Origin of the sequence: Microtetraspora niveoalba, assembly GCF_001570405.1 — a bacterium.
Taxonomy (GTDB): domain Bacteria; phylum Actinomycetota; class Actinomycetes; order Streptosporangiales; family Streptosporangiaceae; genus Microtetraspora; species Microtetraspora niveoalba.
In genome coordinates this window covers 18,432-43,260 of sequence record NZ_BBYM01000019.1, presented here as the reverse complement: position 1 = coordinate 43,260, position 24,829 = coordinate 18,432, and the positions used below count along the sequence as shown (strand labels likewise).

Annotated in this window: 20 protein-coding genes; 12 read left to right on the top strand and 8 right to left on the bottom strand. The window is 71.7% G+C overall.

What is annotated here, in order from left to right; all coding sequences use genetic code 11:
* Nucleotides 1-3 precede the first annotated feature (3 nt).
* Nucleotides 4-1,920: an RNA ligase family protein gene (locus tag AWQ70_RS19615; protein WP_067178646.1), complete on the bottom strand. Its 1,917-nt coding sequence runs from the start codon at nt 1,918-1,920 to the stop codon at nt 4-6.
* Between the two features lie 186 nt (nt 1,921-2,106).
* On the opposite strand from AWQ70_RS19615, the gene AWQ70_RS19610 reads away from it, so the two are divergent.
* On the top strand, nt 2,107-2,613 hold the full coding sequence (locus AWQ70_RS19610; RefSeq protein WP_067178130.1) for a DinB family protein: 507 nt from the start codon (nt 2,107-2,109) through the stop codon (nt 2,611-2,613).
* Nucleotides 2,614-2,720: 107 nt separating this feature from the next.
* Here the strand turns inward: AWQ70_RS19610 and AWQ70_RS19605 are convergent, their stop codons facing one another.
* Complete coding sequence (locus tag AWQ70_RS19605; RefSeq protein WP_157530191.1) at nt 2,721-3,386, bottom strand: DNA-binding response regulator; 666 nt, start codon at nt 3,384-3,386, stop codon at nt 2,721-2,723.
* An 85-nt stretch (nt 3,387-3,471) separates the two neighbouring features.
* Here AWQ70_RS19605 and AWQ70_RS19600 point away from each other — a divergent pair, with 85 nt between their 5' ends.
* Nucleotides 3,472-4,365 (top strand): oxidoreductase, encoded by an 894-nt coding sequence (locus tag AWQ70_RS19600; protein WP_067178644.1) that lies wholly within the window; start codon nt 3,472-3,474, stop codon nt 4,363-4,365.
* A gap of 328 nt (nt 4,366-4,693) precedes the next feature.
* Nucleotides 4,694-6,925, top strand: a complete 2,232-nt coding sequence (locus AWQ70_RS19595; protein WP_306303408.1) for a transglycosylase domain-containing protein — start codon at nt 4,694-4,696, stop codon at nt 6,923-6,925.
* 148 nt (nt 6,926-7,073) lie between these two features.
* Here AWQ70_RS19595 and AWQ70_RS19590 read toward each other — a convergent pair whose 3' ends face one another.
* From AWQ70_RS19590 to AWQ70_RS19565, 6 genes are all read right to left on the bottom strand, one after another.
* On the bottom strand, nt 7,074-7,865 hold the full coding sequence (locus AWQ70_RS19590; protein WP_067178126.1) for a hypothetical protein: 792 nt from the start codon (nt 7,863-7,865) through the stop codon (nt 7,074-7,076).
* Nucleotides 7,817-9,670, bottom strand: a complete 1,854-nt coding sequence (locus AWQ70_RS19585; protein ID WP_157530190.1) for a hypothetical protein — start codon at nt 9,668-9,670, stop codon at nt 7,817-7,819. Before AWQ70_RS19585 ends, AWQ70_RS19590 begins: the two co-directional genes overlap by 49 nt.
* Before the next feature lie 301 nt (nt 9,671-9,971).
* Entirely contained in the window at nt 9,972-10,706 is a 735-nt protein-coding gene (locus tag AWQ70_RS19580) for a hypothetical protein (RefSeq protein WP_157530189.1), read from the bottom strand.
* Nucleotides 10,707-10,859: 153 nt separating this feature from the next.
* On the bottom strand, nt 10,860-11,543 hold the full coding sequence (locus AWQ70_RS19575; protein ID WP_245647068.1) for a Crp/Fnr family transcriptional regulator: 684 nt from the start codon (nt 11,541-11,543) through the stop codon (nt 10,860-10,862).
* An 85-nt stretch (nt 11,544-11,628) separates the two neighbouring features.
* Nucleotides 11,629-12,243, bottom strand: a complete 615-nt coding sequence (locus AWQ70_RS19570; RefSeq protein WP_157530188.1) for a Pycsar system effector family protein — start codon at nt 12,241-12,243, stop codon at nt 11,629-11,631.
* Between the two features lie 85 nt (nt 12,244-12,328).
* On the bottom strand, nt 12,329-15,616 hold the full coding sequence (locus AWQ70_RS19565; protein WP_067178120.1) for an AfsR/SARP family transcriptional regulator: 3,288 nt from the start codon (nt 15,614-15,616) through the stop codon (nt 12,329-12,331).
* Between the two features lie 145 nt (nt 15,617-15,761).
* Between AWQ70_RS19565 and AWQ70_RS19560 the strand changes: the two genes are divergently transcribed.
* The 9 genes from AWQ70_RS19560 (at nt 15,762) to AWQ70_RS19520 (ending at nt 24,801) form a co-directional block, all read left to right on the top strand.
* Nucleotides 15,762-16,325 (top strand): NADPH-dependent FMN reductase, encoded by a 564-nt coding sequence (locus AWQ70_RS19560; RefSeq protein ID WP_306303407.1) that lies wholly within the window; start codon nt 15,762-15,764, stop codon nt 16,323-16,325.
* Between the two features lie 92 nt (nt 16,326-16,417).
* Complete coding sequence (locus tag AWQ70_RS19555) at nt 16,418-17,005, top strand: dihydrofolate reductase family protein (RefSeq protein WP_067178116.1); 588 nt, start codon at nt 16,418-16,420, stop codon at nt 17,003-17,005.
* Nucleotides 17,006-17,193: 188 nt separating this feature from the next.
* Nucleotides 17,194-17,790 (top strand): hypothetical protein, encoded by a 597-nt coding sequence (locus AWQ70_RS19550; RefSeq protein ID WP_157530187.1) that lies wholly within the window; start codon nt 17,194-17,196, stop codon nt 17,788-17,790.
* A gap of 384 nt (nt 17,791-18,174) precedes the next feature.
* A complete protein-coding gene (locus AWQ70_RS19545; RefSeq protein ID WP_067178112.1) occupies nt 18,175-19,701 on the top strand; it encodes a cobyric acid synthase in 1,527 nt (508 codons plus the stop codon).
* Between the two features lie 136 nt (nt 19,702-19,837).
* On the top strand, nt 19,838-20,209 hold the full coding sequence (locus AWQ70_RS19540) for a nuclear transport factor 2 family protein (RefSeq protein ID WP_067178111.1): 372 nt from the start codon (nt 19,838-19,840) through the stop codon (nt 20,207-20,209).
* Nucleotides 20,210-20,553: 344 nt separating this feature from the next.
* On the top strand, nt 20,554-21,795 hold the full coding sequence (locus tag AWQ70_RS19535) for an aminotransferase class V-fold PLP-dependent enzyme (protein ID WP_245647047.1): 1,242 nt from the start codon (nt 20,554-20,556) through the stop codon (nt 21,793-21,795).
* 130 nt (nt 21,796-21,925) lie between these two features.
* Entirely contained in the window at nt 21,926-22,309 is a 384-nt protein-coding gene (locus AWQ70_RS19530; RefSeq protein WP_067178110.1) for a hypothetical protein, read from the top strand.
* A 102-nt stretch (nt 22,310-22,411) separates the two neighbouring features.
* Nucleotides 22,412-23,536, top strand: a complete 1,125-nt coding sequence (locus AWQ70_RS19525) for a PLP-dependent cysteine synthase family protein (protein ID WP_281197064.1) — start codon at nt 22,412-22,414, stop codon at nt 23,534-23,536.
* Nucleotides 23,533-24,801: an MDR family MFS transporter gene (locus AWQ70_RS19520; protein ID WP_067178109.1), complete on the top strand. Its 1,269-nt coding sequence runs from the start codon at nt 23,533-23,535 to the stop codon at nt 24,799-24,801. Before AWQ70_RS19525 ends, AWQ70_RS19520 begins: the two co-directional genes overlap by 4 nt.
* Nucleotides 24,802-24,829: the final 28 nt, after the last annotated feature.

The window sequence follows — 24,829 nt, the reverse complement described above, 5'->3', positions numbered from 1 at the left end:
GGCTCAGTCCGTACTCCCGAGAGTTCCGGCGGTGTCGTGGACGCGCCCGTCCGGCCCGGCGTACCAGGTGCGGTGCGCCTCCCACGGGAAGGGCGGATCGAAGCGCCGCGTCTGCGCCGCCAGCACCTCGGGTGGCACCCGGTCCGCCCGTACGGCGTTGCGCCGGGCGAGCTCCTCCCCGGTGACGAGCATGACCGCGTGCGTCGTCAGCGCGTCGCGGCGGCGGGCGACCGCGTGCACAAGACCGCGCTGCCGCCGGTTCAGGGAGGTGGCGTCCCAGACAATCGTGCCTCCATGGGACAGGAGGGTGTCGAGCCGGCGCAACCCCTCGGTGAGGATCTCGGGATTCGCCCGCTGGTCCGACCGCGATCCACGGGCCGCGCGCAGATCGTCGAGGGAGACGACGGCACCGGCGTCGGCGGCGTCCGCGATCTCCCCGGCGAGGGTGCTCTTCCCGCTGCCGGACGGCCCCACCATGACGACCAGCCGGGGAAACCGTCCCGACCGCCACCGCCAGCTCGACGCCACGGCTTCCTCAGGGGTGGCGATGCCGCCCCGCGCGTACGCGTCCCGGGCCTCGGCCCAGCAGCGGTCCGCCACGTCCGGGTCACAGCCGCCGAGCGCCGCCCGCAGGCCCTCGCCCAGCGGGCGCAACGGCTCCTCCCCGAGCAGTCCGGCGTCCTCGGCGTGGAGCTCCGACCAGGCGATCTGCTCCCGCGCCTCGGCGTGGCCGTCGTCCGGGCTCCCGGCGAGGGCGGCGGCGACCGCGTGCAGAACGCCCAGATCCGCCGCCTCCGCGAGCCGTACCAGACCGGGTCGGCGCCGCTCGTCCGGGAAGGGGTCGCGCAGGCGGGCGTGCAGGCCGACGAGGTCGGCGACCCGCCGGGCGAGCCCCATGCCGAGCGGGGCCACCAGCCGGGGCGCCAGCCACGCGCGCCGCGTACGGCCGAACAGCGCCGCCAGCACCCCTGCGAGCCGGGCGTCCCCCGTACGGCCGAGCACGTCGAGCCGGGCGGTGACCTCCGCGACCGCCGTCTCGGCGCGTTCGACGACGGCCGCGTCCCGCACGGCCGAGCGCACGAAGGACACGGCTGGGGATCGCGGTGCGGTCGCCGGCGGCGAGGTGCGGCCCGGATCGGCGGGGGGAAACGCCTCCGGACCCGGGGAGTCGGGGCCGTCGGGCTCCTGCCGGGCGGGCCCCGGCGTGAACGGGTCGTGCAGGGCGGCGGCGGTCATCCCCAGCGCCGTGAGGAGCGACGGCACGTCGGCGACGGACCCCGAACGGACCTCCCACAGGGCGGCGGCGGGCCCCAGCCCGTTGGCGACGACGGGCGCGAGCATCCAGTGCTCGCCCGTACGCACATGTGCGGGACGCACCCACTTGGCCACGCGGTGGGCGAACTCCTGCCGCCGGAACCCCTCGACGGTCCGCACCACGTATCCCTCGCACCGGGCGGTGTCGAGGCGCAGGGCCCGCAGCGCGCGCTCGTCGAAGACGCCGCGCCACAACACGGGAGGGACCGGGACGCCCAGCCGCCGGGCGAAGCGCACGGTCGGGTCCCAGGCCAGGCAGTGGTCGCCGTCCCAGACGGAGAAGGCGTAGAACCAGCTCTCCAGGTCCGGGTACTCGACCGAGTGCCTGGCGTAGAGGTTCTCCCCGCACACCCGCCACCCCGGAGGGATGGAACGGGCGATCCGGCCGTGCAGGGCCTTGACCCAGGCGCGTGACGGGTGGTGCGCGGAGTCCAGCGACCGGGCGTGCACTCCGTCGGCGTACATCGTGGTGTTCTCGCCGTCGAGCTTCTCGGTGACGACGACCTCCCGGCCCACCAGGCCGGAAAGCCCGCCCGCCCGCACGTCGTCCGCCGTCGCGCCCGGCGACCAGGGCAGGTGCGGGGTGCGAGGGTAGTGCACTCGCATGATCTCGCTCCCGCCGCCGACTCCCCGTGATCCCCGGTGACTGTACGAGAGCGGGAACACCCCAAGCCATCGAATAATCCGGGCCGCGAGTGGCCCGACGTCGACGCCCCGACCCGCCGAGCGGAGCGCGGCGAACAGACACTGCCGACAAACGTCGTGGCGCGGTCCCGGGATACGGTGCCGGGCATGACCGATAACCGCGTTCCTCCGCCTTTCGTCGGCGACGAGCGGACCATGCTGAACAACTGGCTCGACTGGCATCGCGGCACTCTCGCCGTCAAGTGCGCGGGCCTGTCCGAGGAGCAGCTCCGGGAGCGCTCCACGCCGCCGTCGAGCATGTCGCTGCTCGGCCTGGTCCGTCACATGGCCCATGTGGAGCGGGTCTGGTTCCGACGGATTCTCGCGGGTGAGGACGTCCCCTTGCTGTACGGCAAGGACGTCAACCGGGACGCCGACTTCGACGACCTGGAAAGCGCGTCGGCCGAGGAGGCGTTCGCCACGTGGCAGGCCGAGATCGAGCGGGCCCGCGCGGTGTCGGCGCGGGTGCCGCTCGACGCGGTGGGCAAGCGGCAGCGTCACGGCCAGGACTGCTCGCATCGGTGGATCCTCGTCCACATGATCGAGGAGTACGCCCGGCACAACGGTCACGCGGACCTGCTGCGCGAGCGCATCGACGGCGCGACCGGCGAGTGACCGCACCGCCTCGCGGGCCCGGGCCGACGGCCTGACCTGGAGCGGAGAACAGGGGAAGCCGGGCACGGACGGGGCCACATGAAGGCCGGCCCCTGAGCGGCCGGCCGCTATCCGGTGAGGCCGAGGCCGCCCGCGCGCAGTCCGGCCTGGAACCGGGAATCGGCCTCCAGCATGGCCATGAGCTCGGCGACCCGCCTCCGGTAGGTGCGCAACGAGAGGCCGAGACGCCGAGCCGCGGTCTCGTCGGTGTACCCCGCGCCGAGAGCCCGGAGGACGGCCCGGCTGTCGGCGTCGAGGTGCGGCGCGTCGCCGCGCAGATAGGCGGAAAGGTCGGTGGCGGTCTCCCAGGCGGCCCGGAACAGCGCGTACACGCCGTCGACCAGGACGGGCGAGGTGGTTACCGTGAACTCGCGGGGGCCCGGAGCGTCGCGCCCGGCGAGGATCATCACCCGCCGGTCGATGATGATCGTCTCGTGGGGAAGCGGCGCCGAGCTGATCCGCACCTGGGCGCCCTGTGCCGCGACCTGGTGAAGGTGCAGCCGCCCGGCCTCGTCGGCGAGGGCGGCCGGGGTGAGAAGCTTGCGGACCGTGAAGGCCGCCGTGCCGTTCTCACGGATCCGGTCGCCGACGGCCTGCCGCGCCTCGGGCTGGGACCACGTGTCGAGATCGCGAGCCGCGCACACGAACTCGCGCCGGACGCCGGAGAACAGGTGACCGGCCCGGGCGACGAGTTCCGCGTCGCCGCGGACGGTGATGACCTGATCGGCTGTCACCCGTTCATTATGTCGGCCTGTGGAGGTGTGGCAGCTTGCTGCCATCGCGTTGGCCCGCCTCCTCGTCCGCGCGAGGCTGACCGGCATGACGAGCGACACGAACTCAGACTCCGTGACCCCCGCCGCGCGTGCCGGCGAGTTCCTTCTCGGGGGAGACCTGCCGGTCCGGCGGCTCGGTTTCGGCGCCATGCGGCTCCCCGCCGGCACCTTCCAGGGGCCCGTACGCGACCCGGAGACGGGCATCGCGGTGCTGCGCCGGGCCGTCGAGCTCGGTGTGAACCACATCGACACGGCGTGGTTCTACCGGCGGGAGGGGGTGGTGGCCAACGAGCTGATCCGCGCGGCGCTCGCGCCGTACGCGGACGACCTGGTGATCGCGACGAAGGTCGGGCCGTTGCTCGGCTCCGACGGCATTCCGAGCGGCGAGGCCGGTCCGGCCCGGTTGCGTGGCCTGGTGGAGGACAACCTGCGCACTCTCGGCGTCGACCGGCTCGACCTCGTGTACCTGCGAGTGGGCGGCATGGGCGCCCCGGGCGGCGCGTCGGTCGCCGACCGGTTCGCGGCCCTCGCCGAGCTGCGCGCGGAGGGGCTGATCCGGCATCTGGGCGTCAGCAACGTCGACGCCGCACAGCTGGCCGAGGCGCGGGCGATCGCCCCTGTGGTGGCCGTGCAGAACAACTTCCACGTACACGACCGGGGTGACGTCGAACTCATGGCGCGGTGTGAGAAGGACGGGATCGCCTTCGTGCCCTTCTTCCCGCTCGGCGGCGGACACCGGCCGATCGACGCGACGGCGTTGGCGACGGTCACGGCCCGCCACGGGGCCACGACCGCGCAGGTCGCGCTCGCCTGGCTGCTGGCGAGCTCGCCCGCGCTGCTCGCCATCCCCGGCACGGGTTCCCTCGACCACCTGGAGGAGAACATGGCGGCGGGACGGATCCGGCTGACGGCCGACGACCTGGCCGTGCTCGGAGACTGAGCGGCCGGCCGCGCGGGGTCGTACACGAGGACGGGCGCGGGAACAGCATTTCATGATCGACATAAAGCCGGGATATGGCGCTTCCTCGCGCCCGGAATCCTGCCCCGCGCCCGGCCTGACCGCGTCAGATGTGCCCCGGTCACCTCTCTGACCAGCGGCGATCCGGCGGTCGTGCATAACGGACGTATGGCGCCATTGCCCCTGCGATCCGTACGAACTTGGTGAAGTTGCACATAGATTCGATCTCGCCTATAGGTTTAGGGCTTCGTCCTAATTCTGATAGGGGGAGAATTATGTGTACGACCGCCGCTAGCCTCCGGGCGGGCCGGTGAACATCTTCGACGAGCCCGGTCAGGCCGACGCGTGGGGCGGTCGGCGCGCGGACGAGCCCAAGGCCCGCAAGTCCGTGGGGACGAGCGTCGTGCGCCTGGTCGGAGCGGCGGGGATCGCGGGGCTGCTGGCCGCCGCTCTCGCGTTCCCGGCCGTCGGCGGCACGGGCGCGGCGATCCTCACCGCCTCGGACGGGCTGAACCTCAAGGCGGAGGACCTCAAGGAGCCTCCGCTGGCCGAGAAGACCACCGTTCTCGACGCCAGAGGCAAACCGATCGCCCAGTTCTACGAGGAGTACCGCGAGGTCATCCCGCTCAGCCAGGTGGCCGACGTGATGAAGACCGCGATCGTCGCCATCGAGGACTACCGGTTCTACGAGCACGGCGCGATCGACCTCGAAGGCACCGCGCGAGCCCTGGCGAAGAACATCTCCTCCGGCGGGGTGAGCCAGGGCGGCTCCAGCATCACGCAGCAGTACGTGAAGCAGGTCCTCCTCAACACGGCGGTCACCAAGGAGGACAAGAACGCGGCGCTCGCCCCGAGCTACGCCCGCAAGCTGAACGAGCTGCGCTACGCCATGGCGGTCGAGCAGAAGTACACCAAGGACCAGATCCTGGAGAAGTACCTCAACATCGCCTACTTCGGCGCGGGCGCCAACGGCGTGCAGGCCGCGGCCAAGCGGTTCTTCGGGGTCAACGCGTCCGAGCTGAGCCTCGCCCAGGCGGCGACCCTGGCGGGGGCGGTGCAGTTGCCGAACAGCACCGACCCCGAGGCGGGCAGGAAGTCCCAGCAGCGGCTCCTTCAGCGGCGCAACGTGGTGCTCGACCGGATGGCCGAGCTGAAGAAGATCACGCCGGAGGAGGCGAAGGCGGCCAAGGCCAAGAAGCTGGGCTACAAGGGGACGCCCCTGCCCGGCGGATGCGGCGCCAGCCCCTATCCGTACTTCTGCATGTACGTCCGGAACGAGATCCTCAACAATCCGCGCTTCGGCAAGACGGAGAAGGCCCGCACCCGGTTCCTCAACCGCGGCGGCCTGACCATCAAGACGACGATCGACCCGAAGATGCAGGCCGCGGCCGAGCGGGCGATCCGGAAGCGCGTGTACGCGTCGGACAACGCCGTCGCGTCCGAGGCGCTGATCCAGCCCGGCACCGGCATGATCAAGGCGATGGCGGCGAGCCGCAAGTACGGCAACAACGAGCGCAGGCACGAGATGTCGTACAACGTCGTGGCCGACGCCGCGCACGGCGGCGGCATCGGCTTCCAGGCGGGCTCCACCTTCAAGACCTTCACCCTGATCACCGCGCTCAAGAAGGGCATGAAGATCACCGACGGGTTCAACGTCGGCTCCGGATACCGCGCGCCCGGGTACGCCACCTTCAAGAACTGCAAGGGCGAGAACATCGGCGACCCGACGCACACCGTCACCAACGACGAGGGCGGCGGCGGCTTCAAGACCCTCCAGACGGGCACGTGGGGGTCGGTCAACACCTTCTTCATGACGCTGGAGCAGCGCGTCGGCCTGTGCGACACCGTGCAGACCGCCAAGTCGCTGGGCATCAAGCGCTCCGACGGCAACCCGCTGCAGGAGTACGAGACCTTCACTCTCGGCATCAACGAGATGGACCCGGTGACGGTCGCCAACGCGTACGCCGCGATCGCGGCGCGCGGGAAGTACTGCGCGCCGATGGCCATCACGCAGATCGTCGACCGGAACGGCAAGGTGACCGACTACCAGCCCCAGTGCCGCCAGGCGCTGGACGCCGAGGTCGCCGACGCCACGGCCGACATCCTGTCGGGGGTGTTCACCAAGGGCACCATGCGCTCAGTGGGCGGCATCGGGCGGCCCGCCGCCGGCAAGACCGGCACCACCGACGACCAGGCCACCGCGTGGTTCGCCGGGTTCACGCCGGACCTCGCCGGCGCGGTGAGCATCGGCGACCCGCGCGGCTCGACGGCCCACAAGCTGAACGGCGTGACCATCGGCGGCACGTACTACGGAGCGGTCTTCGGAGCCACCATCCCGGGCCCGATCTGGAAGGACACCATGATGAGCGCGTTGAAGGGCGTGAAGGCGACTCCCTTCGAGCCGATCAACTCGTCCCGGTTCGGCGGCTGTGGCAAGTACTGCGGCGGCGGTGGCGGCGGTGGCAACGGGGTCATCGGAGGCAACCGCGGCGACCGGTCCGGCCGGGACAACCCCATCACGGTGACACCGGGCGACCAGTGACCCCGCCGACCAGTGACACCGGCTGGCACCCCGTACACGCGGGCCCCGTCAGCGGGTGACACGGTGAACGGCGCCTCGTGATCTCGCGGTCCGGGTGAGACGACGCGAAGGGCGGGGAGGGCGATGCCCTCCCCGCCCTTCGCATGTCTCAGCCCTCGCTCCCGGCAGCCGATGCCACCAGCGGTTCGAGCAGAGGGTCGGGATCGAGGGGAGGAACGGTCAGACCCAGCACCTGCATGACGTGCCTCAATGCCCGGTCGCTGCGGACGACCATGTCGAAGACGTTGCTCCGCTCGTGCGCGGAGGCCATCGCGTCCAGGTTTCGGAGGAAGTGCGTCGCCGTCTTCTCGCGGTCGTCGAGCATCGCGGCGAGCACGTCGGCGACGGCCTCGGGGCGCTCGGTGAGTTGGGCGGCGTAACGCGCGTACCAGCTCTTGGTCGCTTCAGCGAGGAAGTTCTCCCACGCCAGACGCACCTCCCGGGTGTACGCGGTCTGTTGGTGCGCCGTGGCGGCCTCGGTTTCGAGCTGGTAAAGCGCTTTGCTCCGTTCCTGCTGGAGCATGCGGACCTCCTCGACGGCGTCGAACTCCGCGCGGCCGGACCAGATCGCCCTCACCTGTCCCTGATGAGCGATCCGCGCGAAGAGCCGGGTGAGCGCACTGTTGACCGCCGTCTCGGCGGCCCCGGGCTCGAATGGGGAGTGAGAGCGAGCCTCGGTCCGGATGAGGTCGCGGACCAGGCCGGCGACGTATTCCCACTCCGAAGGCTCGGGACGGCCCTGCCTTCTCCGCCCTGCCGGAGACCAGGTCAGTCGTACGTTCACCGCGAAGTCGTAGGCGTCGTCGCAGGCGGGCGTGGTGAAGGAGAGGGAAAGGTCGTCGGTGCCGCCGTTCAGGACGGGGCTCCGCCCGCTGTATTTGATGAGCCAGGGGAGTGACACGTTCGGCTCCTTTCCAGGCGGCCGGTGAGGTGAACTTCAAGTTCGGGGGAGATCAGGCCGAGTCGCCTCCAGTACCGGAGGTGGAAGGCGAGCACGTGGGAGACGGCGGGGCCGGCCGCGCTGAAGACGCGCTGGAGGACCTGGCGCGTCTCCGGATTCTCATCCCAGGCGGAGACCCAGTCGGCCAGCAGCGCCCAGGCCTCGGGCTCACGGTCGGATAGCGCGTCGTCGGCCACCCCCAAGGCGAGGGCATGCAACCACAGCGCCACGATGGAGTCATGCGCGTCGCTCCGGGAGGTGAGGTCGTGGATGCGGTGCCGCCCTTTCTGAGCGGCGAGCCAGATGAACGCGAGGCCGGCGGTGCGCCGACGGGAGCGGTCGTCGCTCTCCGCCGCCCATCGCTCCAGCCGCGACATGATCTTCACGGCGTTCTCCGGCTGACAGATGTGTGAGATCGATCTCGCGACGGCCATCTGAAGCTGTCGATCCTCCGAGCCCGCGACTTTCTCCATGGCGTCGAGCGCCTCGTCGATCCAGATCGCTCCGATCCAGGAGCCGTACGCGCGGGCGACGATCGAGCGGCAGGCCCGACTGCCTTTGGCCCATTGCCGCAGTCGCTCGTGTACGCGTGGGGTGATGTCCGGATCCTCCGCGGCGGTGTTCAACGTCCATGCCGCGAGATCGTGATGGGAGGGGCGTTTGCTGTCGCTCCATCTCTTCAGGAAGCGCTCGTCCACGACGGCGAAGTCGAATGTCGCGAGGAGTCCGATGGCGTACGCCGCTTTCATGCGTATCCGCCAGTCTTCGTCTTCGGAGAGGTCGCGCAGCCAATCGAGCAGCGGCTCGTGAATGGTGGGCTGCTCTTCCCAGACGGTCCGCAGCGTGATGCCGGCGTATCCGCGCCGCATCAGTCTGACGGTCCGCCCCTCGCCGCCGCGTCCGGGTTCGGCTGTTACTTTCGCCTTCTGCGCCCAGGTGCTGAACTCCTCCCATACGAGGGCTTCGCGCGGCCGCTCCGCCGTATTCTGCCGGGCCAGCTCCTGCTCGATGCACGTGGCCAGCAGCAGGGCACGCTTGACGACGACGACCGCGGGCAGCCCGTGCAACACGGCCGAGGAGATCAGGAAGCACCGAGCCCGACGCGGGGCGGCCTCGCGCAGCGACTCTCTCACCTCCTTGCGGAGTCGCTCCGGCATATCGGCGAGAGCCTCCTCGAGAGGCCTTCCCGCGGCGATGACGGTGGCCATCCGGTGTGCCAGCGACACGGCGGCGCGAGGGCGCGGGTGCGCTTGAAGCTCTTCCTGGACATGCTCGTGGACGCGCGCCTTGGCCACCTGCTCGTCGCAGTGGGATACGCCGCGGAGCCGGAGCCGGTACGCCATGTGCGCGCCGAAGACCTCCTCAAGCGGTGGAGGGGCATGGTCGATCAGGAGATCGTGTGAAGGCCATGCCGAAGGTGCCAAGACGATGATCCGGCACTGCCCGCGCCATGTACGGAGATGGCCGATGACCTGGTCGAGAGCGACGTTCTCCTCGATGTGCCGGGCATCCACGACATAACCGGCACCCGAGGGCTCGCCGCCGGGACGCAGGTCGAGGGGGTCGGAGCCGGACACGTACCAGAAGATCTGGGCAGGATCGCCGACATACCGGAGCATGGCGGCGATCGCCGTAGTGAACTGTCCCCCATGCGGGTGTCCGCCGAGCAGTAGAACAGGCTCGTCCCCGAGCCTGTCGAGCAGCAGTTCGAGTGATGCTGTCTTCACAGTGCAGGCCATCAGCTCGTCGGCGTGGTCGGCGTCCACCGGGACGAGAGGGAAGGCCGCCTTCCTGAGGCCGGTCTGGATGTACTGGTCACCGCTGACGACGTTGACCGTCCCGCCGTGGCTCGCATTGTGCGAGTCCCGGCCGACCCTGTCACGACCGGTGATCGAGCCCGCATAGAGCGCGTCCAGGTTGTCGACGGACGCTTTCGCCTGCGCCGCGTCTTCCGCCAGGAGTTCGCCGATGGACCTTCCGGCTTGCGGCCGCCCCTCGGCTTCCGGCTGCGGGTGCTCCTCGGACGTGGCGGGACTCGTCCCAGGCGTGGCGTCCGGATGCTCCGGCTCAGCCATGCCGGCTCCCCGGGAAGACGTTCACAGTGCCGTGGTCCGCCGCCTTGTAGGAGGATCCACCGATGTTGTCCCCGTGGACGATCATGGTTGCGCTCGGCGGCGCGGCGGGGGGACGCGGCGACGGAGTACTCGGTCGGACGTCCTCTCCCCGTGAGTCCCGGGGAACGTACAGCCACGCCGGCTGCCGGAACGTCTTCCCGGGAACTTCGGCGACCACCTCGGTGAATCGGGTCGGATGCACCCCTGTATATCCGGCGGCGACGACATCGTCGAAGACCCTCTGAGACACGATCGCCCCGAGCAGGGTGACGTCCGGCTCGCTACGCTCCATCACCTTCTTGATCGATCCCGAGTCCAGCAGCCGGAACGTGTCGTTCGTCGGCGTCCCTATCCGGTCCTGGCCGGGATTCCCGGCATCGGGCACCGGCCCGATGTGGATGGCCGCCCGCAAACGCAGCCGTAGGCTCCGGTCCAGAATCCGCAGCCGGCCGTCCTCTTCTTCGAGCACCCGCTGCATCTCGTCGAGCAGCGGATGGATGAGGAAGGGAACATGCTGGGGCCGTACGCCGAAGACGTAGCCGTCGCCGGTCGACTGGGGGAATCTTCGCTCCGTCCAGATCATCCCGAGGCCGCTTCGGTGGAAGGCCTCGCAGAGCAGGTCCGGAATCCGTTCGCTGAGACCGGGGAGGCGCGCGCTCGGATTGGCGGTGAATCTGACGGCGTCCACCGCGAAGATCCCCCGATACGGGGGGAGAGGCGTGCTTCGGTCGCGAGCCGCGACGGCGTGGTCGGTGAGCACTGGTTCCGCGTCTGTTTCCATGGACAGCACCATGAAGGCCGGTCCGGTCGCGCAATGTCCACGAATGGACAGAACGGCAGATCAGATGTCGCCACTCGGGGGCGCGGTCTCCTGAATCGTGCGCAACCTGGAAAGATCGTGGATCCTGATGCGCTGCCGAGATGTGCTGAGGACGCCTTCCGTGCGCAGAGTGGACAGCGTCGCCGCGACCGCCGCACGCGAGAGGCCGATGGCCTGCGCCAGCTCCGTCTGCGACAGTCTGAGATCTCGGCCGGACTCCCTCTCTTCCCGATCGGCGGTCATGCTCGCGAACCAAAGGAGGGCACGGCAGACCCGTTGTCCCGCCGGAAGGCCGACGAGTTCCGCGCGAGTGGCCTCGCCGTTTCGATAGCGGGTCAAAATGAGGCGGATAATGGTGTCGCGTATTCGATACTCGTTCGCGATCCGGAGGAATCGGACGGCCGGAATGCGATAAGTGACGCATTCTTCTCTCGCTACCACTGTGGCGGATCGTACGCCGTCGTCGAATACGGAGATCTCCCCGACGAGCTCACCGGAGCCGCGCAGGGCGAGAAGTACGTCCCTGCCGTCGGCGTCGGCGCGTGTCACCTTCACCTGGCCCCTGACGATGGCGATCACGTGGGTGCCCGGTTCGCCCTGCCGTAACAGCGCTTCACCGGGGTGGAAGACCTTGGGCGTGCCCGCCGTGAGCAACGCCCGCCATGCCTCCGGGGGGATCAGCGCGCGCAGCCCCCCTGCCTCCATGTTCACGCCTCATCAATATGTCGGTCAGGGCCGGTCGGCAAGCGTCGTAAGGAATGTGCGGCATTTCATATCATCATTTGTCGCGTCATATCCTGAGAAGAATGTCCGCGATTGTCGCGGCGATACTCAGCGCGACGCCGCCCAGTAAGAGCCAGAAGCCCCACCGGATGAGCCGGTACTTGCGGCCCACGATGACGCTGACGAGGAGGAGCTGCTCGGCCGTCTTCGTCAGGCCCGGCTCGCGTGAGCGCGTGAGCGCCTCCGCGATCTCCGCGGCGGTGCCGTATTTGACGACGTCGCCGAAGTACGCCAGGGAGCCGTCCCGCCGCGGTCGGCTGAGGCGGGGGTAGACAGCGCCCGCTAGCGCCGCAACCGAGGCGAGTGTCGCGGCCACTCCAAGCCACCACAACCACTCGACCATGTCGTTCAGAGTGAAGGGCGACCAGGTGCCCGCCAGCAGCCCGGCGCCTACCGCGCCGAGCCCGATCCCGGCGGTGGCGAGCAGCACCTGCGCTTTGGCGTCCGCCCGGTCGAGTTCCTCACGTGCCTCCTGCAGGAGTCGTTCTCCGTGTGCGCGGGCCGCGTCCGACTCGGCGTCGGGCCCGGAAGCGCGGCCTGGTAGGCGAGTCGGCCGAAAAGCGAATGAGCCCAGCAAACGTCGCAGCATTCTGGCCTCCGCGTCGGGGGTCGCGACGATCAAGCATTACCCGCGCGCGCCGTTCCCGCCAAGCCGCACGCCGCTGTTGTCCACCTCCTATCCGGATCTCGGAGCCGTCTCGTCGGGCTCAGGCGTCGGGTGGGGCCAGCAGGGACCGCACGCCGCCGGGGGCGAGCGCCGCGCCGTGCCCGGCCTCGACGGCGAAACGCTCCTCACCCAGTGCCGCGCGGACCCGCCGGGTGATCCGTTCGATGTCCATGTGCTCGGCGGGGGCGGGGGACAGGGAGCCGCAGGCCCGGATCGCGGCCGCCGCGCCCAGAACCCGGGCGGCGCGCTCGTGGTGTCCGGCGAGGGACAGCGCTCCGGCGATGCCGTCGACGGCGATGGTCAGGTCCCGCGAGGTGTCGAAGCCGGCCGCGAGCTGAAATGCCTCCAGGTGCAGGTCGAAGGCGGTCCGCGCGTCCGCGCGCTGTTCGGCGACGAAGCCCAGCTCGGTCAGCACGAGAGGCAGATAGGGAGGCACGGCCTGCCCGGCGTCCCTGCGCGGGGCACGATCGAGCAGATCACGCAGGTGCGTCTCGGCGAGGAGGAGCCGGCCCTCCTGACGCGCGGCGCACGCCAGCCCCAGCTTCGCGAAGATCTGGCCCGCCTGATGGCAGTGCTCGTCGGCCAGCCGCAGCGCACGCGCGCAGAGGTCGCCCGCCCCGGCGAAGTCGCCGCGCCGCAACGCGGTCCAGCCGAGCCAGGCCAGCCGCCCGCCGACCTCCGTCCACAGCTCCAGCTCCTCCGCCAGCCGAAGCCCGTCCCGGTGGAGCAGCTCGGCCCCGTCGAGGTCGCCGGTCATCTCGGCCAGCGCGCCGAGCCAGCCGGTGGCCTCCAGCCCGCCCCAGCGGTCGCCGAGCTCCTCGAACAGCGCCAGGCTCAGCTCGCCGTCGCGGCGCAACGCGTCGAGGTCGCCGCGTACGTGCGCGAGCTTGGCCCGGGTGGCGAGGGCGGCCGCCGTCCCCCACCGGTCGCCGCGTGACCGGAACACGGGCAGGGCCAGGTCCAGCAGCTCCCCGGCGACGGCGAGATCGCCCAGGTCGATCGCCGTGTACGCGAGGAACCACCGGGCCCGGGCCAGCCCGCCAGGATCGCCCGCGTTCTCGTACCGCAGCAGGGCCTCCCGGCGGCGGTCCTCCCGGCCGGCGGCCTCCCCCTGGATCAGCCCGATGCCCACGCTCCAGGCCAGCGCCTCGGCCTGCCGCGCCGAGGCCACGTCACCGTCCGCGGCGGCGACGGCCAGCGCCGCCGCGAAGGAACGCCGGGCCTCGGCCAGCCGGCCGCGCAGGAACCAGTACCAGGCCATCGCGTTGACGAGGCGCAACGCGTCGTCCGCGTCCCCGTCCCTGACGGCGGCGTTCAGCGCGGCCCGCAGGTTGGCCGCCTCCGCGTCGAGGCGGCGCAGCCAGCGCCGCTGGTCGGGTCCGTGCAGGTGCGGTACGGCCCGCTCGGCGAAAGCGATGTGGAAGCGGTGGTGCCGCCGCCTGATCCGGTCGAGCTCCTCCGCCTCCTGAAGCCGCTCGACGCAGTACGCCGCCACAGACTCCAGCAGCCGGTAACGGGGGCCGTCGGGTCCGTCCGCGATCATCACCAGCGACCGGTCGACCAGGCGTGCGAGCAGGTCGAGAACGTCCAGGCCGTCCTCGGCGCAGACGGCCTCGGCGGCTTCCAGGGTGCAGCCGTCGGCGTGTACGGCCAGCCGGCGCAGCACGACCCGCTCGGGATCCGTCAGCAGGTCCCAGCTCCACCCGATCATGGCGGCCAGGGTCTGCTGGCGGGGCGGGGCACCTCGATGTCCGGTGGCGAGCAGCCGGAAACGGTCGTCCAGGCGCTCCACCAGGCCGTGAACGCCCAGGGCGCGCACCCTCGTCGCGGCCAGTTCCAGCGCCAGCGGTATGCCGTCCAGCCGACGGCACAACATCGCGACCGCCGACGCGTTGGACGCGTCCAGGGCGAATCCCCGTGCCGAGGCGGAGGCGCGGGCCACGAACAACCGCACCGATCCGGCCCGCTCCAGCACCGCGATGTCGTCGGCGGCGTGGCCGGGCACCTCCAGCGGCGGAACACTCCAGACGACCTCGCCGGCGAGCCCGAGCGGCTCCTGTCCGGTCGCGAGGAGCCGCAGCCCCGGAGCCGCGCGCAGCAGCCGTTCCGCCAATGCCGAGGCCGGCTCGACGACATGCTCGCAGTTGTCGAGCACCAGCAGCAACCGGCGGGGACGGAGCGCGTCGGCCAGCCGCTCCACCGCGGTGACCGGCTCGGCCGGCTGCTCGGAGGCCGCGCCGTCCCGGACGTCCAGCACCCCCATGATCGTCTCGGCCAGCCGGGACAGCGCGTCCTGGTCGTCCGGTCTGTCCAGCGCGGCCAGTTCGACCCACCACACGCCGTCGGGGAACGCGTCCGGCGCGGGGGACTCCGGGGACGTGTCGGTGTCGTGCTCGAACAGACACCTGGCGGCCTCCAAGGCCAGCCGGGTCTTGCCCACCCCGCCGGGGCCGGTGAGCGTCACCAGCCGGTCCGTGCCCAGCCGCGCGCGGATCTCGGCGACCGCGTCCTCCCTGCCGATCAGGCCGGTGACCGGCGCCGGGAGGTTCGTCACCGGCCGTCTCGCCGGAGAGCCCGGTGCGGCCGCCGCCAGCGCCGGATCCTGCGTCAGGATCGCCTGATGGAGCGCGACCAGGTCGGCGCCGGGATCCAGCCCCAGCTCGTCGGCCAGCAGCGTGCGCAGGCTCTCGTAGCCGGCGAGCGCCTCGCTCTGCCGTCCGGAACGGTAGAGGGCGCGCATGTGTACGGCGCGCAGCCTCTCCCGCAGCGGATGCTCGGCCACCAGGTGAGCGAGCTCCCCGGCCAGCGGGGCGTGCTCGCCCAGCGCCAGCCGTACCTCCGCGAGGTCCTCGTGCGCGGTCAGCCGCAGTTCCGTCAGGTGGGCGGCGGCGGCCCGGACGAACGGCTCGTCCGCGAAGTCGGCGAACGCCGGGCCCCTCCACAGCGCGAGCGCGTCGGACAGCAGCGCCGCCCTGCTCCTCGGGTCGTCGGCCCGGCCCGCCTCGGCGAGCAGGGACCGGAAGTCGTCGGCATCGGCGTCGGCCTTCAGCAGGTAACCCGCGGGCTGGAGGGGGACCAGCTCGCGGCCGCCCGGCTCGGCGTCCTCCAGAACCCGGCGGAGCTGCGACACCTTGGCCGACAGCGCGCCGAGGGGGTTGCTCGGCGGGTCGTCGCCCCACAGGTCGTCGACCAGCCGGTCGGCCGGCACCGGCCGGCCCTCGTGCGCCAGAAGGTCGGCCAGCAGGGCGCGGACCTTGAGCCCGGGAACGGTGACGGTCTCACCGTCGGCCCGCCACACCGTCAATGGACCCAGCACCCCAAAACGCATGGGCGCCACGATAACGCGCCATTTCCCCGCGTCGGAGGATCTCCGTAAACCGATGCGAAAGAAGCCGTAAACGGCCTCCGGCATCGTTGGTCACGTCGGAAGAACGGACGAGAGGGGGACCGGAATGGACCAGCGGAGGCTACGGGTGGCGATCATCATCGGCAGCACCCGCAGGGGCCGGTTCGGACCCACCGTGGCCGGCTGGTTCGCCGCCAGGGCCCGCAGGCGCGGCGACCTGGACGTCGACCTGGTCGACCTGGCCCAGGCGGACCTGCCGCAGACCCTCACCGATCACGAGGAGCCCGTCCCGGCGCGGGTGCGGGCGCTGTCGCCGCGGCTGACGGCCGCCGACGCCTTCGCGGTGGTCACCCCCGAGTACAACCGGAGCTTCCCCGCTCCGCTCAAGACGGCGATCGACTGGTACCACGAGGAGTGGCAGGCCAAGCCGGTCACCTTCGTCGCGTACGGCAGGGACTCCGGTGGCCTGCACGCCGTCGACCAGCTCCGCCAGGTCTTCACCGAGGTGCACGCCGTGGCCATCCGCGACGTGATCACACTGCCTCGCTACTGGGACCTGTTCGCCGCCGACGGCACCTGGCCCAAGGCCACCGCGGAGTGCAACGCCGCGGCCACGACCGCGCTGGACCGCCTGGTCTGGTGGGCCGGCGCGCTGCGGGACGCGCGGGCCAGGCGCCCGTACAGCCCGTGAGGTCCCGAGGGACCTCGCCTCGGGCACAGCCAAATCCACGACCCGATCCACGACCCGATTTCACGACCCGATTCCACGATACGGAGAGCACCATGAGGAAGATCATCGCCTCGACCTACAGCACGCTCGACGGTTTCATCGACAACCCCCACCTGTGGGCCCTGCAGTACAACAACAACGAAGACGTCATGGCCTATTCGTTCGCCCTGGCCACCGGGTGCGACGCGCTGATGCTGGGCCGCGTCACCTACGAGGGCATGGCTCAGGCCTGGCCGAACATGGGCGGCAACCCCTACGCCGACCACGTCAACGCCATGACCAAGTACGTGGTGGCTTCCCAGCCGGTCGACACCGGCGCCTGGGACCCCACCGTCGTCATCCCCGGAGACGACCTGGCCGCGCAGGTCGCCAAAATCAAGGAGCAGGACGGAAAGGACATCCTGATCTGGGGGTGCGGCCGGCTCACGGACGCGCTGATGGAGCACGGCCTCCTGGACGAGTACCGGATCTGGGTCTACCCCGTCATCCGCGGCTCGGGGGAGCGCCTGTTCCGCGAGGGCACCGAGGCGACCCTGGAACTCGTGGACTCCAGGACGTTCGACTCCGGCGTCGCCGTCCTCACCTACCGGCCGGCGAGCGCGGGCGGGGGCACCGGCCCGGAGGCGCCTGTCTCCGGCTGATCGGACCGAGGGGGCCACGCCCCGCCCGGCACGCCATGGGCGCGACCGCGGCGGGGCGGTGGCCTGTGAGAACGGCACGGCTCCCCTCATTCCCCTCATGGCCCGGCGAGGGCCGAGGCCCCGAGGCGGGATTCGGTGGTGCATTGTGGTTCGCCGGGATCGATACGATCACCGCCATGATGCGCAAAATGATCATTTCGGCCGCGGTGGCCGGGGTCGCCGTGCTGGCGTTCCAGGCACCCGCGTCCGCTGCCGTTCCTCCTTCCTCCTCGACCGCCGCCAACACGTTGAGCCTGCGGGCCGGGCTCACCCTGGCCCTGCCGGGCACCTGGCGGGTTTACGGCGGCGGCGACCAGATCCGCGTGGTGACCGGCGCCTGCGCCAAGCCGAAGAGCCACTACTTCGAACCCAGGTGCCGCAGCTTCTGGGTGATGGGGGCGCAGGCCCTCAAGACCGGCGGCGAGGGCTTCCAGCCGTACAACCCGAACCAGGGGCCGTTCTATCCGGCGGTGGACGTCGCGCCGTGCGCGACCAACCCCTCGCTCGGCCAGGTCCTCGGCAAGGCGGCCGCGGTCGGCCACCGCGCCGTCGGGGCGGGGCACAGGGCCCACTACCGCGTCTGGACCGGCCGCTGCGTCCGTAACGACAACGGGGAGCAGAAGTCCACGTTCAGCCAGCGTGAGTGGTACCTGCCCAAGGAGCGGATCCTGGTGGTCGACCAGTGGAACACGCCGGGCCTGTCCACCGTCCTGAAGAACGCCACCTGGAGCTCACCGTCGCGCTGAGACCGCTCGCCCGGCGCGTGCCGGCCGCACTCCCGACCCGCACCCGACCGCACATCCCGCACCCGAACGCCCACCGCCGGGCGGCTCACCGGGGGCGAGGGGCGCCGCGGGTCCACTGGACTCCGGCCACGTTCCCCACGGCCATTCCAATGCCCCGCCTCATCGTGTCCCCCGTTTCCTGTCGTACGGCCGCGTGCGTCCGGAAGACGCGGCCGATGCCGGGGACCAGCATCGCAGCAGCGCGCGCGTTCGCCCAGCGAGGCACGCGGCCAGGGCCGACCATCGGACATCCGGCGCCCGGACGGCCGGCAGCGGCCACCGTGGCCGCCGGGCTCGCCGCGCCGGGCGATAGCGTGAGCACCTTCCGATCACGAGGAGGACGGGTTGAAGGGCGCTCTGCTGGTCGCGGGCACCACCTCGGACGCCGGTAAGAGCGTCGTCACCGCGGGGATCTGCCGGTGGCTGGCCAGGCGGGGCGTCCGGGTGGCGCCCTTCAAGGCGCAGAACATGTCCCTCAACTCGTTCGTCACCGCGGACGGCGCCGAGATCGGCCGGGCGCAGGCGGTCCAGGCGGCGGCGTGCGGCCTGGAGCCGACCGCCGACATGAACCCGATCCTCCTCAAACCGGGCAGCGACCGGCGCAGCCAGGTCGTCGTGCTCGGCCGCCCGATGGCCGACGTGGACGCGATGGAGTACGGCGCGCTCAAGGACCGGCTGCGCGCGGTCGCGGTCGAGTCGCTCGACCGGCTGCGCGCCCGCTACGACGTGGTGGTCTGCGAGGGGGCGGGCAGTCCGGCCGAGATCAACCTGCGCCGGGGCGACATCGCCAACATGGGCCTGGCCCAGGCGGCCCGGCTGCCCGTCATCGTCGTCGGGGACATCGACAGGGGCGGCGTCTTCGCGTCCATGTACGGCACGCTCGCCCTGCTCGACGCCGCCGACCAGGCGCTCGTCGCGGGGTTCGTCGTCAACAAGTTCCGGGGAGCCCGTGAGCTGCTCCAGCCCGGTCTCGACACGCTGCGCGACCTGACCGGCCGCGAGGTCTACGGCGTGCTCCCGTGGTTGAACGGTCTGTGGATGGACGTCGAGGACTCCCTCGCCCTGGACAACCGGCCGTCGCCGGTGGCGCCTGTCTCCGGGACGTCCGGCGGCATCCTCCGCGTGGCCGTCGTCAGGCTGCCCAGGATCTCCAACTTCACGGACGTGGACGCGCTGGCGAGCGAGCCGGGGGTGGTCGTCCGCTTCGTGACCTCGGCCGCCGAGCTGGAGGACGCGGACCTCGTGGTGCTGCCCGGCTCCCGCGCCACGGTCTCCGACCTCGCCTGGCTGCGCTCCGCCGGGCTGGCGCAGGCCGTACGGGAACGGGCGGCCAGGGGGAAGCCGGTGCTCGGAGTCTGCGGCGGCTACCAGATGCTGGCCCGGACGATCAGTGACGACGTCGAGTCGGGCGCCGGACTGGTGGAGGGCCTCGGCCTGCTGCCCGCGGCCGTCGAGTTCGCGGCGGACAAGACCCTCGCGCGCCCGGTGGGAGAGGCGTACGGCTGCCGCGTCTCCGCGTACGAGATCCACCACGGCAGGGTCACCGTGGACCCGCCCTCGGCGGCGTCCGCCGGGAACGGGGGACGGGCCGAGCCGTTCCTCGACGGTTGCCGCGTGGGCGCGGTGTGGGGGACGACCTGGCACGGCGCGCTGGAGAACGACGGGTTCCGGCGGGCCTTCCTGGCCGATGTGGCGGCGGTCGCGGGGCGCGATTTCATCCCCGCGCCGGACACGTCGTTCGCCGCACTGCGTGAGGCCCGGCTGGACGCCCTCGGCGATCTGGTCGAGCGGCACATGGACACCGGGGCGCTGGCCCGGCTGATCGAGGACGGCGCCCCCGAGGGCCTCCGGACGCTGCCTCCCGGCGCGTGACTCTCCGGCGCATGACCCCCGGCGCGTGACTCTCCTTCGCGTGACCCCCGACGCGTGACCCCCGACGGGTGACCCCCGGCGCGTGACCCCCGGGGCTTCCCGGCCGGGCGGCGCGGGGCCGAACTATGCTCGCGGCGTGACGGAAGACACTCTTCACACCCGGGCCGTCGACGCGTTCATCGCCGCGACCGAGACCCCCGACCCCGACCAGCGGACCACGCTGCTGAGCCGTGCGCTCGCCGCCGACGTCGTCTTCTGGGGGCCGCTGGGTCGCGCGGTCGGCCGCCAGGCCGTGGCGGACTTCATCACCGAGGTGGTGCAGGGCCACCCGTCGGGGCCCTGCCGCATGGTGCGGACCACGCGCGTGGACGCGCCGGGCGAGTGGGCCCGGTTCGGCTGGTGCTACGAGGACGCGGACGGTCGTGTCCTCCTGTCCGGCACGGACGTCGTCCACGTCACCCCCGCCGGGGACATCGACGAGATCGTGGTCTTCGCCGGCCCCCTGTGACCGGATCCCCGTGACCGGACCTCTGCGACCGGATCCCTGTGACCGGATCCCTGTGACCGGACCCCTGTGAGGGGCGCGCCACGCCTCGTCCGAAGGGGATGCCGGGCTCCCGCCCGCGGCCGCCGCAGACTGGGACGCGATCTCTGCGTTCCGTCGCAGCCGCCGCGCGGGGGAGGAATCCGATGGTCATGTCCAGGCGCCAGATGATGGCCGGGCTCGGCGCGCTGGCCGTGCCTCTCACACAGCCCCTCACCGAAGCCTCCGCACAACCCCTCGCACAACCCCTCGCGCGATCCCACCCGAGATCCGTCACGCCACCTTTCGCGTGGTCCTCCGCGCCGCCGGTGGCGGAGCCGCCGCCGTCCGGCGGGCCGGTGGCGCCGGCCGGCGTCACACCCGAGCGCCTGGCGCAGGACGAGGACTTCTGGCGAACCGTCGCGCGCCAGTTCCGCGTCAGCACGGACTTCGTCAACCTGGAGAACGGCTACTACGGGATCATGCCGGACCCGGTCCGCCGGGACTACCACCGCAACGTGGACTATCTGAACGAACGCAACTCCCACCTGCTCCGCACCGAGTACAAACCCCGGGCGGACGAGATCAGGGGACGCGTGGCCGCCGTGCTCGGCGCGGCCAGGGACGAGATCGCCTTCACGAGGGGCGGCACCGAGGCGCTGCAGAACCTGATCGCGGGCTACCGGCGGCTCCGGCCCGGCGACTCGGTCATGTACGCCGACCTCGACTACCACAGTGCCCAGTACGCGATGAACTGGCTCCCGGACCGGCGGGGCGTACAGGTGGAGCGCATGATCGTGCCGGAGCCGGCGACCCGCCAGGCGACGCTGGACGCCTACGAGCGGGCCCTGCGGGACCACCCGGATGTCAGGCTGCTGCTGCTCAGCCACATGAACAACCGGACCGGCCTCGTCCTGCCGGTACGCGAGATCGTCGCGATGGCCCGGGACAGGGGTGTGGACGTGATCGTGGACGCGGCCCACTCGTGGGGGCACCTCGACTTCACCATCGACGACCTCGGAGCCGACTTCGCCGCGTTCTCGCTGCACAAGTGGATGGGCGTGCCGCTGGGTTCGGGGTTCCTCTACATCCGCCGGGGCCGCCTCGACGACGTCGACCTCGCCTTCCACGACGAGACGTATCCGGCCGACGACATCCGCTCCCGCGTCCACTCCGGCACCCTGGACGTCGCCCCGGTGTTGTCGATCCCCGTCGCGCTGGACTTCCACCATGCGCTGGGCGCGCCGGTCAAGCAGGCGCGGCTGCGCTACCTGCGCGACCGCTGGGTCCACCAGGTGCGGGACATCCCGAACGTGGAGATCCTCACGCCGGAGGAGCCGCCCATGTACGGCACGATCACCGCGTTCCGGATCACCGGGCGGCTCTCGGAGGCCGACAACGTGGCGATCACGGACTATCTGTTCGAGCGGTACCGCGTCTTCACCGTCCGGCGCGGCGGGCCCGCCAGGGGCGACTGCGTCCGGGTCACCCCGGCGCTGTTCACCTCGGGCGACGACGTCGATCTCCTCGCCCGCGCCGTACGCGACGTGGCTCGGCGATTCTCTGTCTGAGCGGCCCGGTCGCGACGGCGATGGGCGGGTAAATTCTCGGGCTGCGCCGTTTCCGGCCCGCGTGGCGCGCCGAGAGGCCCGGGCACATCTCCCCGCGATGTGTGACAGGACTTCCCGGGGTGCCACGGCCATGCCGTCTCGCGACCCCGTCTGGGCGCGGCTGAGCCGGATGCTCGTCGTCGTCGCGGCGGCGATCGGGCTCTTCTCGGTGTACGCCGCCTCCTGCTGCACCCTCGACCAGGCGCATCACACTCACCACCACCACGTCGCCGCCGGTACGGCCTGCCCGGACGGCGGCACGTGCGGTGACACGTCGCACCACTCGGAGTGCTGCGACGAGACGGCGGGGCTGTGGACCCGGGCCGCGGACGGCCACGACCCGCTCCTGGCCACGGCCCCCGTGGTGGCGGTCATGCCGGACGCCCCGCGCCCCACGGCCCGCTCCGCGCCTCCGCCGTCGCCCCGCGTACCGTGCCGGGGCGACCGGGTCGCTCTCTGCGTGCTGCGCATATAGGCCCACCGTTCCGCGCGAGGAGTGTCGCGCGGGGAAGCGCAGGCGGAAATCATCCGGCGCCCCGGGAGGGGGCGCCGCGGACCTCTGGTGGGTTGGTCAGCAGTGAAATCTCTCGTCAGTTCCACGCTGCCCGCGTTCGACGGCGGCGTGCCGACGCGGCATCCGTACACGCAGTCGTACGCGCAGCCGTATGCGCAGTCGCACGTCCGGGTCGGCGACACCCCGGTCGTCTGGATCCCCGCGCGGGCTCCGGGACGGGGCTTCTGGGCGAAGCTGGAAGGCTTCAATCCGGGTGGCATCAAGGACCGCCCGGCGCTCAACATGGTGCGCTGCGCCCGGCGGCGCGGCGAGCTGGTCCCGGGCGGCACGATCGTCGAGTCGACCAGCGGCACGCTCGGGCTCGGTCTGGCGCTGGCCGGCATCGTCCACGGGCATCCGGTCACGCTCGTCGCCGACCCCGGCCTGGAGCCGCTCATGGCGCGGCTGCTCCGGGCGTACGGCGCCCGCCTGGAGATCGTGACCGAGCCGCACCCGACCGGCGGATGGCAGGAGGCGCGCAAGGAGCGGGTACGGCGGCTGCTGGACGAGCTGCCCGACGCCTACTGCCCGAACCAGTACGACAACCCCGACAACGTGGGGGCTTACAGCGCGCTGGCCGCCGAGCTGGTGGAGCGGCTGCCGCTGATCGACGTCCTCGTCTGCTCGGTGGGCACCGGAGGGCACAGCGCGGGCATCCTCCGGGCGCTGCGCCGTACCTTCCCCGACGTCTCGCTGGTCGGGGTGGACACGGTCGGCTCGACGATCTTCGGGCAGCCGGCGCGGTCGCGCCTGATGCGCGGGCTCGGCAGCAGCATCCATCCGCGGAACGTCGACTACGCGGCGTTCTCGGAGGTCCACTGGGTCAACCCGGCGGAGGCGGTGCACACCTGCCGCGCGCTCGCCGCCGGGCACTACGCGACCGGAGGGTGGAGCGCGGGCGCGGTCGCCCTGGTCGCCGACTGGGTGGCCAGGACCTCCCCGAAGGGCACCGCCATCGTGGCGGTCTTCCCCGACGGGCCGTGGCGGTACTGGAACACCGTGTTCGACGACGAGTACTGCGCCGCCAACGGCCTGCTCGGCGTCGTCCCGGCCGACCACCCGGACGAGATCTCCCACCCGGCCGAGCGGGAGGTCACCCGCTGGACGCGGTGCGCGACCGTCGTGGACCCGCTCGGGGCCGCCGTATGAGAGCGCGGTTCACGTCGTTCGGCCCCGCCGTGCGGCTCCTCATGGTGAACCAGTTCGGCATCAACCTCGGCTTCTACATGCTCGTGCCGTACCTCGCCGACCATCTGTCGGGGCGGCTCGGGCTGGCCGTCTGGCTGACCGGGCTGCTGCTCGGCCTGCGCAACCTGAGCCAGCAGGGCATGTTCCCGATCGGCGGCACCCTGTGCGACCGGTACGGCTACAAGCCGCTGATCATGGCGGGGTGCGGGCTGCGCACCGTGGGGTTCGCGCTGTTCGGGGTCTCGACGTCCGTGCCCGCGCTCGTGGCGGCCTCGGTGCTGACCGGCCTCGCCGGGGCGCTCTTCAACCCGGCGGTCCGCGCGTACATCGCGGTCGAGGCGGGGGAGCGGAAAGTCGAGGCGTTCGCCCTGTTCAACGTCTTCTACCAGGCGGGGATCCTGGCCGGGCCGCTGGTCGGCGTGCTGCTCGTCGCGGTCGACTTCCGGCTCGCCTGCCTGGCGGCGTCGGTCGTCTTCGCGGTGCTGACGCTGCTGCAGGCTCGCCGGCTCCCCGCACGCCGGGGGACGGCGCAGGGGACGGGCCGCCCGGTGCCGGCGGACTGGAAGGAAGTGCTCGCGAACCGGCCGTTCGTGGCCTTCTCGGCCGCGATGTTCGTGTCGTACGCGCTCTCCTACCAGGTCTATCTGGGGCTCCCGCTGGAGCTGGGGCGCGCGGGCGGGGGCCAGGCCGCGATCGCCGTGATGTACACGTTCACCGCGCTGCTCGCGGTGGCCGGGCAGGTCCGCCTGACCGCCTTCGCCTCGCGCAGGTGGCGGCCGGAGCAGGCCATCGCGCGCGGCCTCGCCGTTATGGGCGCCGCCTTCGTGCCCGTGCTGCTCGCGAGCCAGTTCGCCGCCCAGCCCGAACGCCTGCCGTACGGGCTGGGGGCGGCGCCGGCGATCGCGACCGCGATCCTGCTCACCGCCGCCGGGATGCTGATCTTCCCGTTCGAGATGGCGATGATCTCGTCGTTGGGGAGGGCGGAGCTGACCGGCACCTACTACGGGCTCTACAACGCCTTCTCCGGGGTCGGCATCCTGCTCGGCAACCTGGCCAGCGGGTGGGCGATGGACGTGGGGGCCGCCCACGGCGCCCCCGCCCTGCCGTGGCTGCTCCTGCTTGCCGCGGGGCTCGCCTCGGCGTTCGCCGTACGGGGGCTCGACCGGGCCGGGCGGCTGCGGCCCGCGGTGCCTCCCGACCGCCTGAGCCAGGAACCGGTGGGGTAGCGGACGGTGTCGGCGCGGGGCCGTCCAC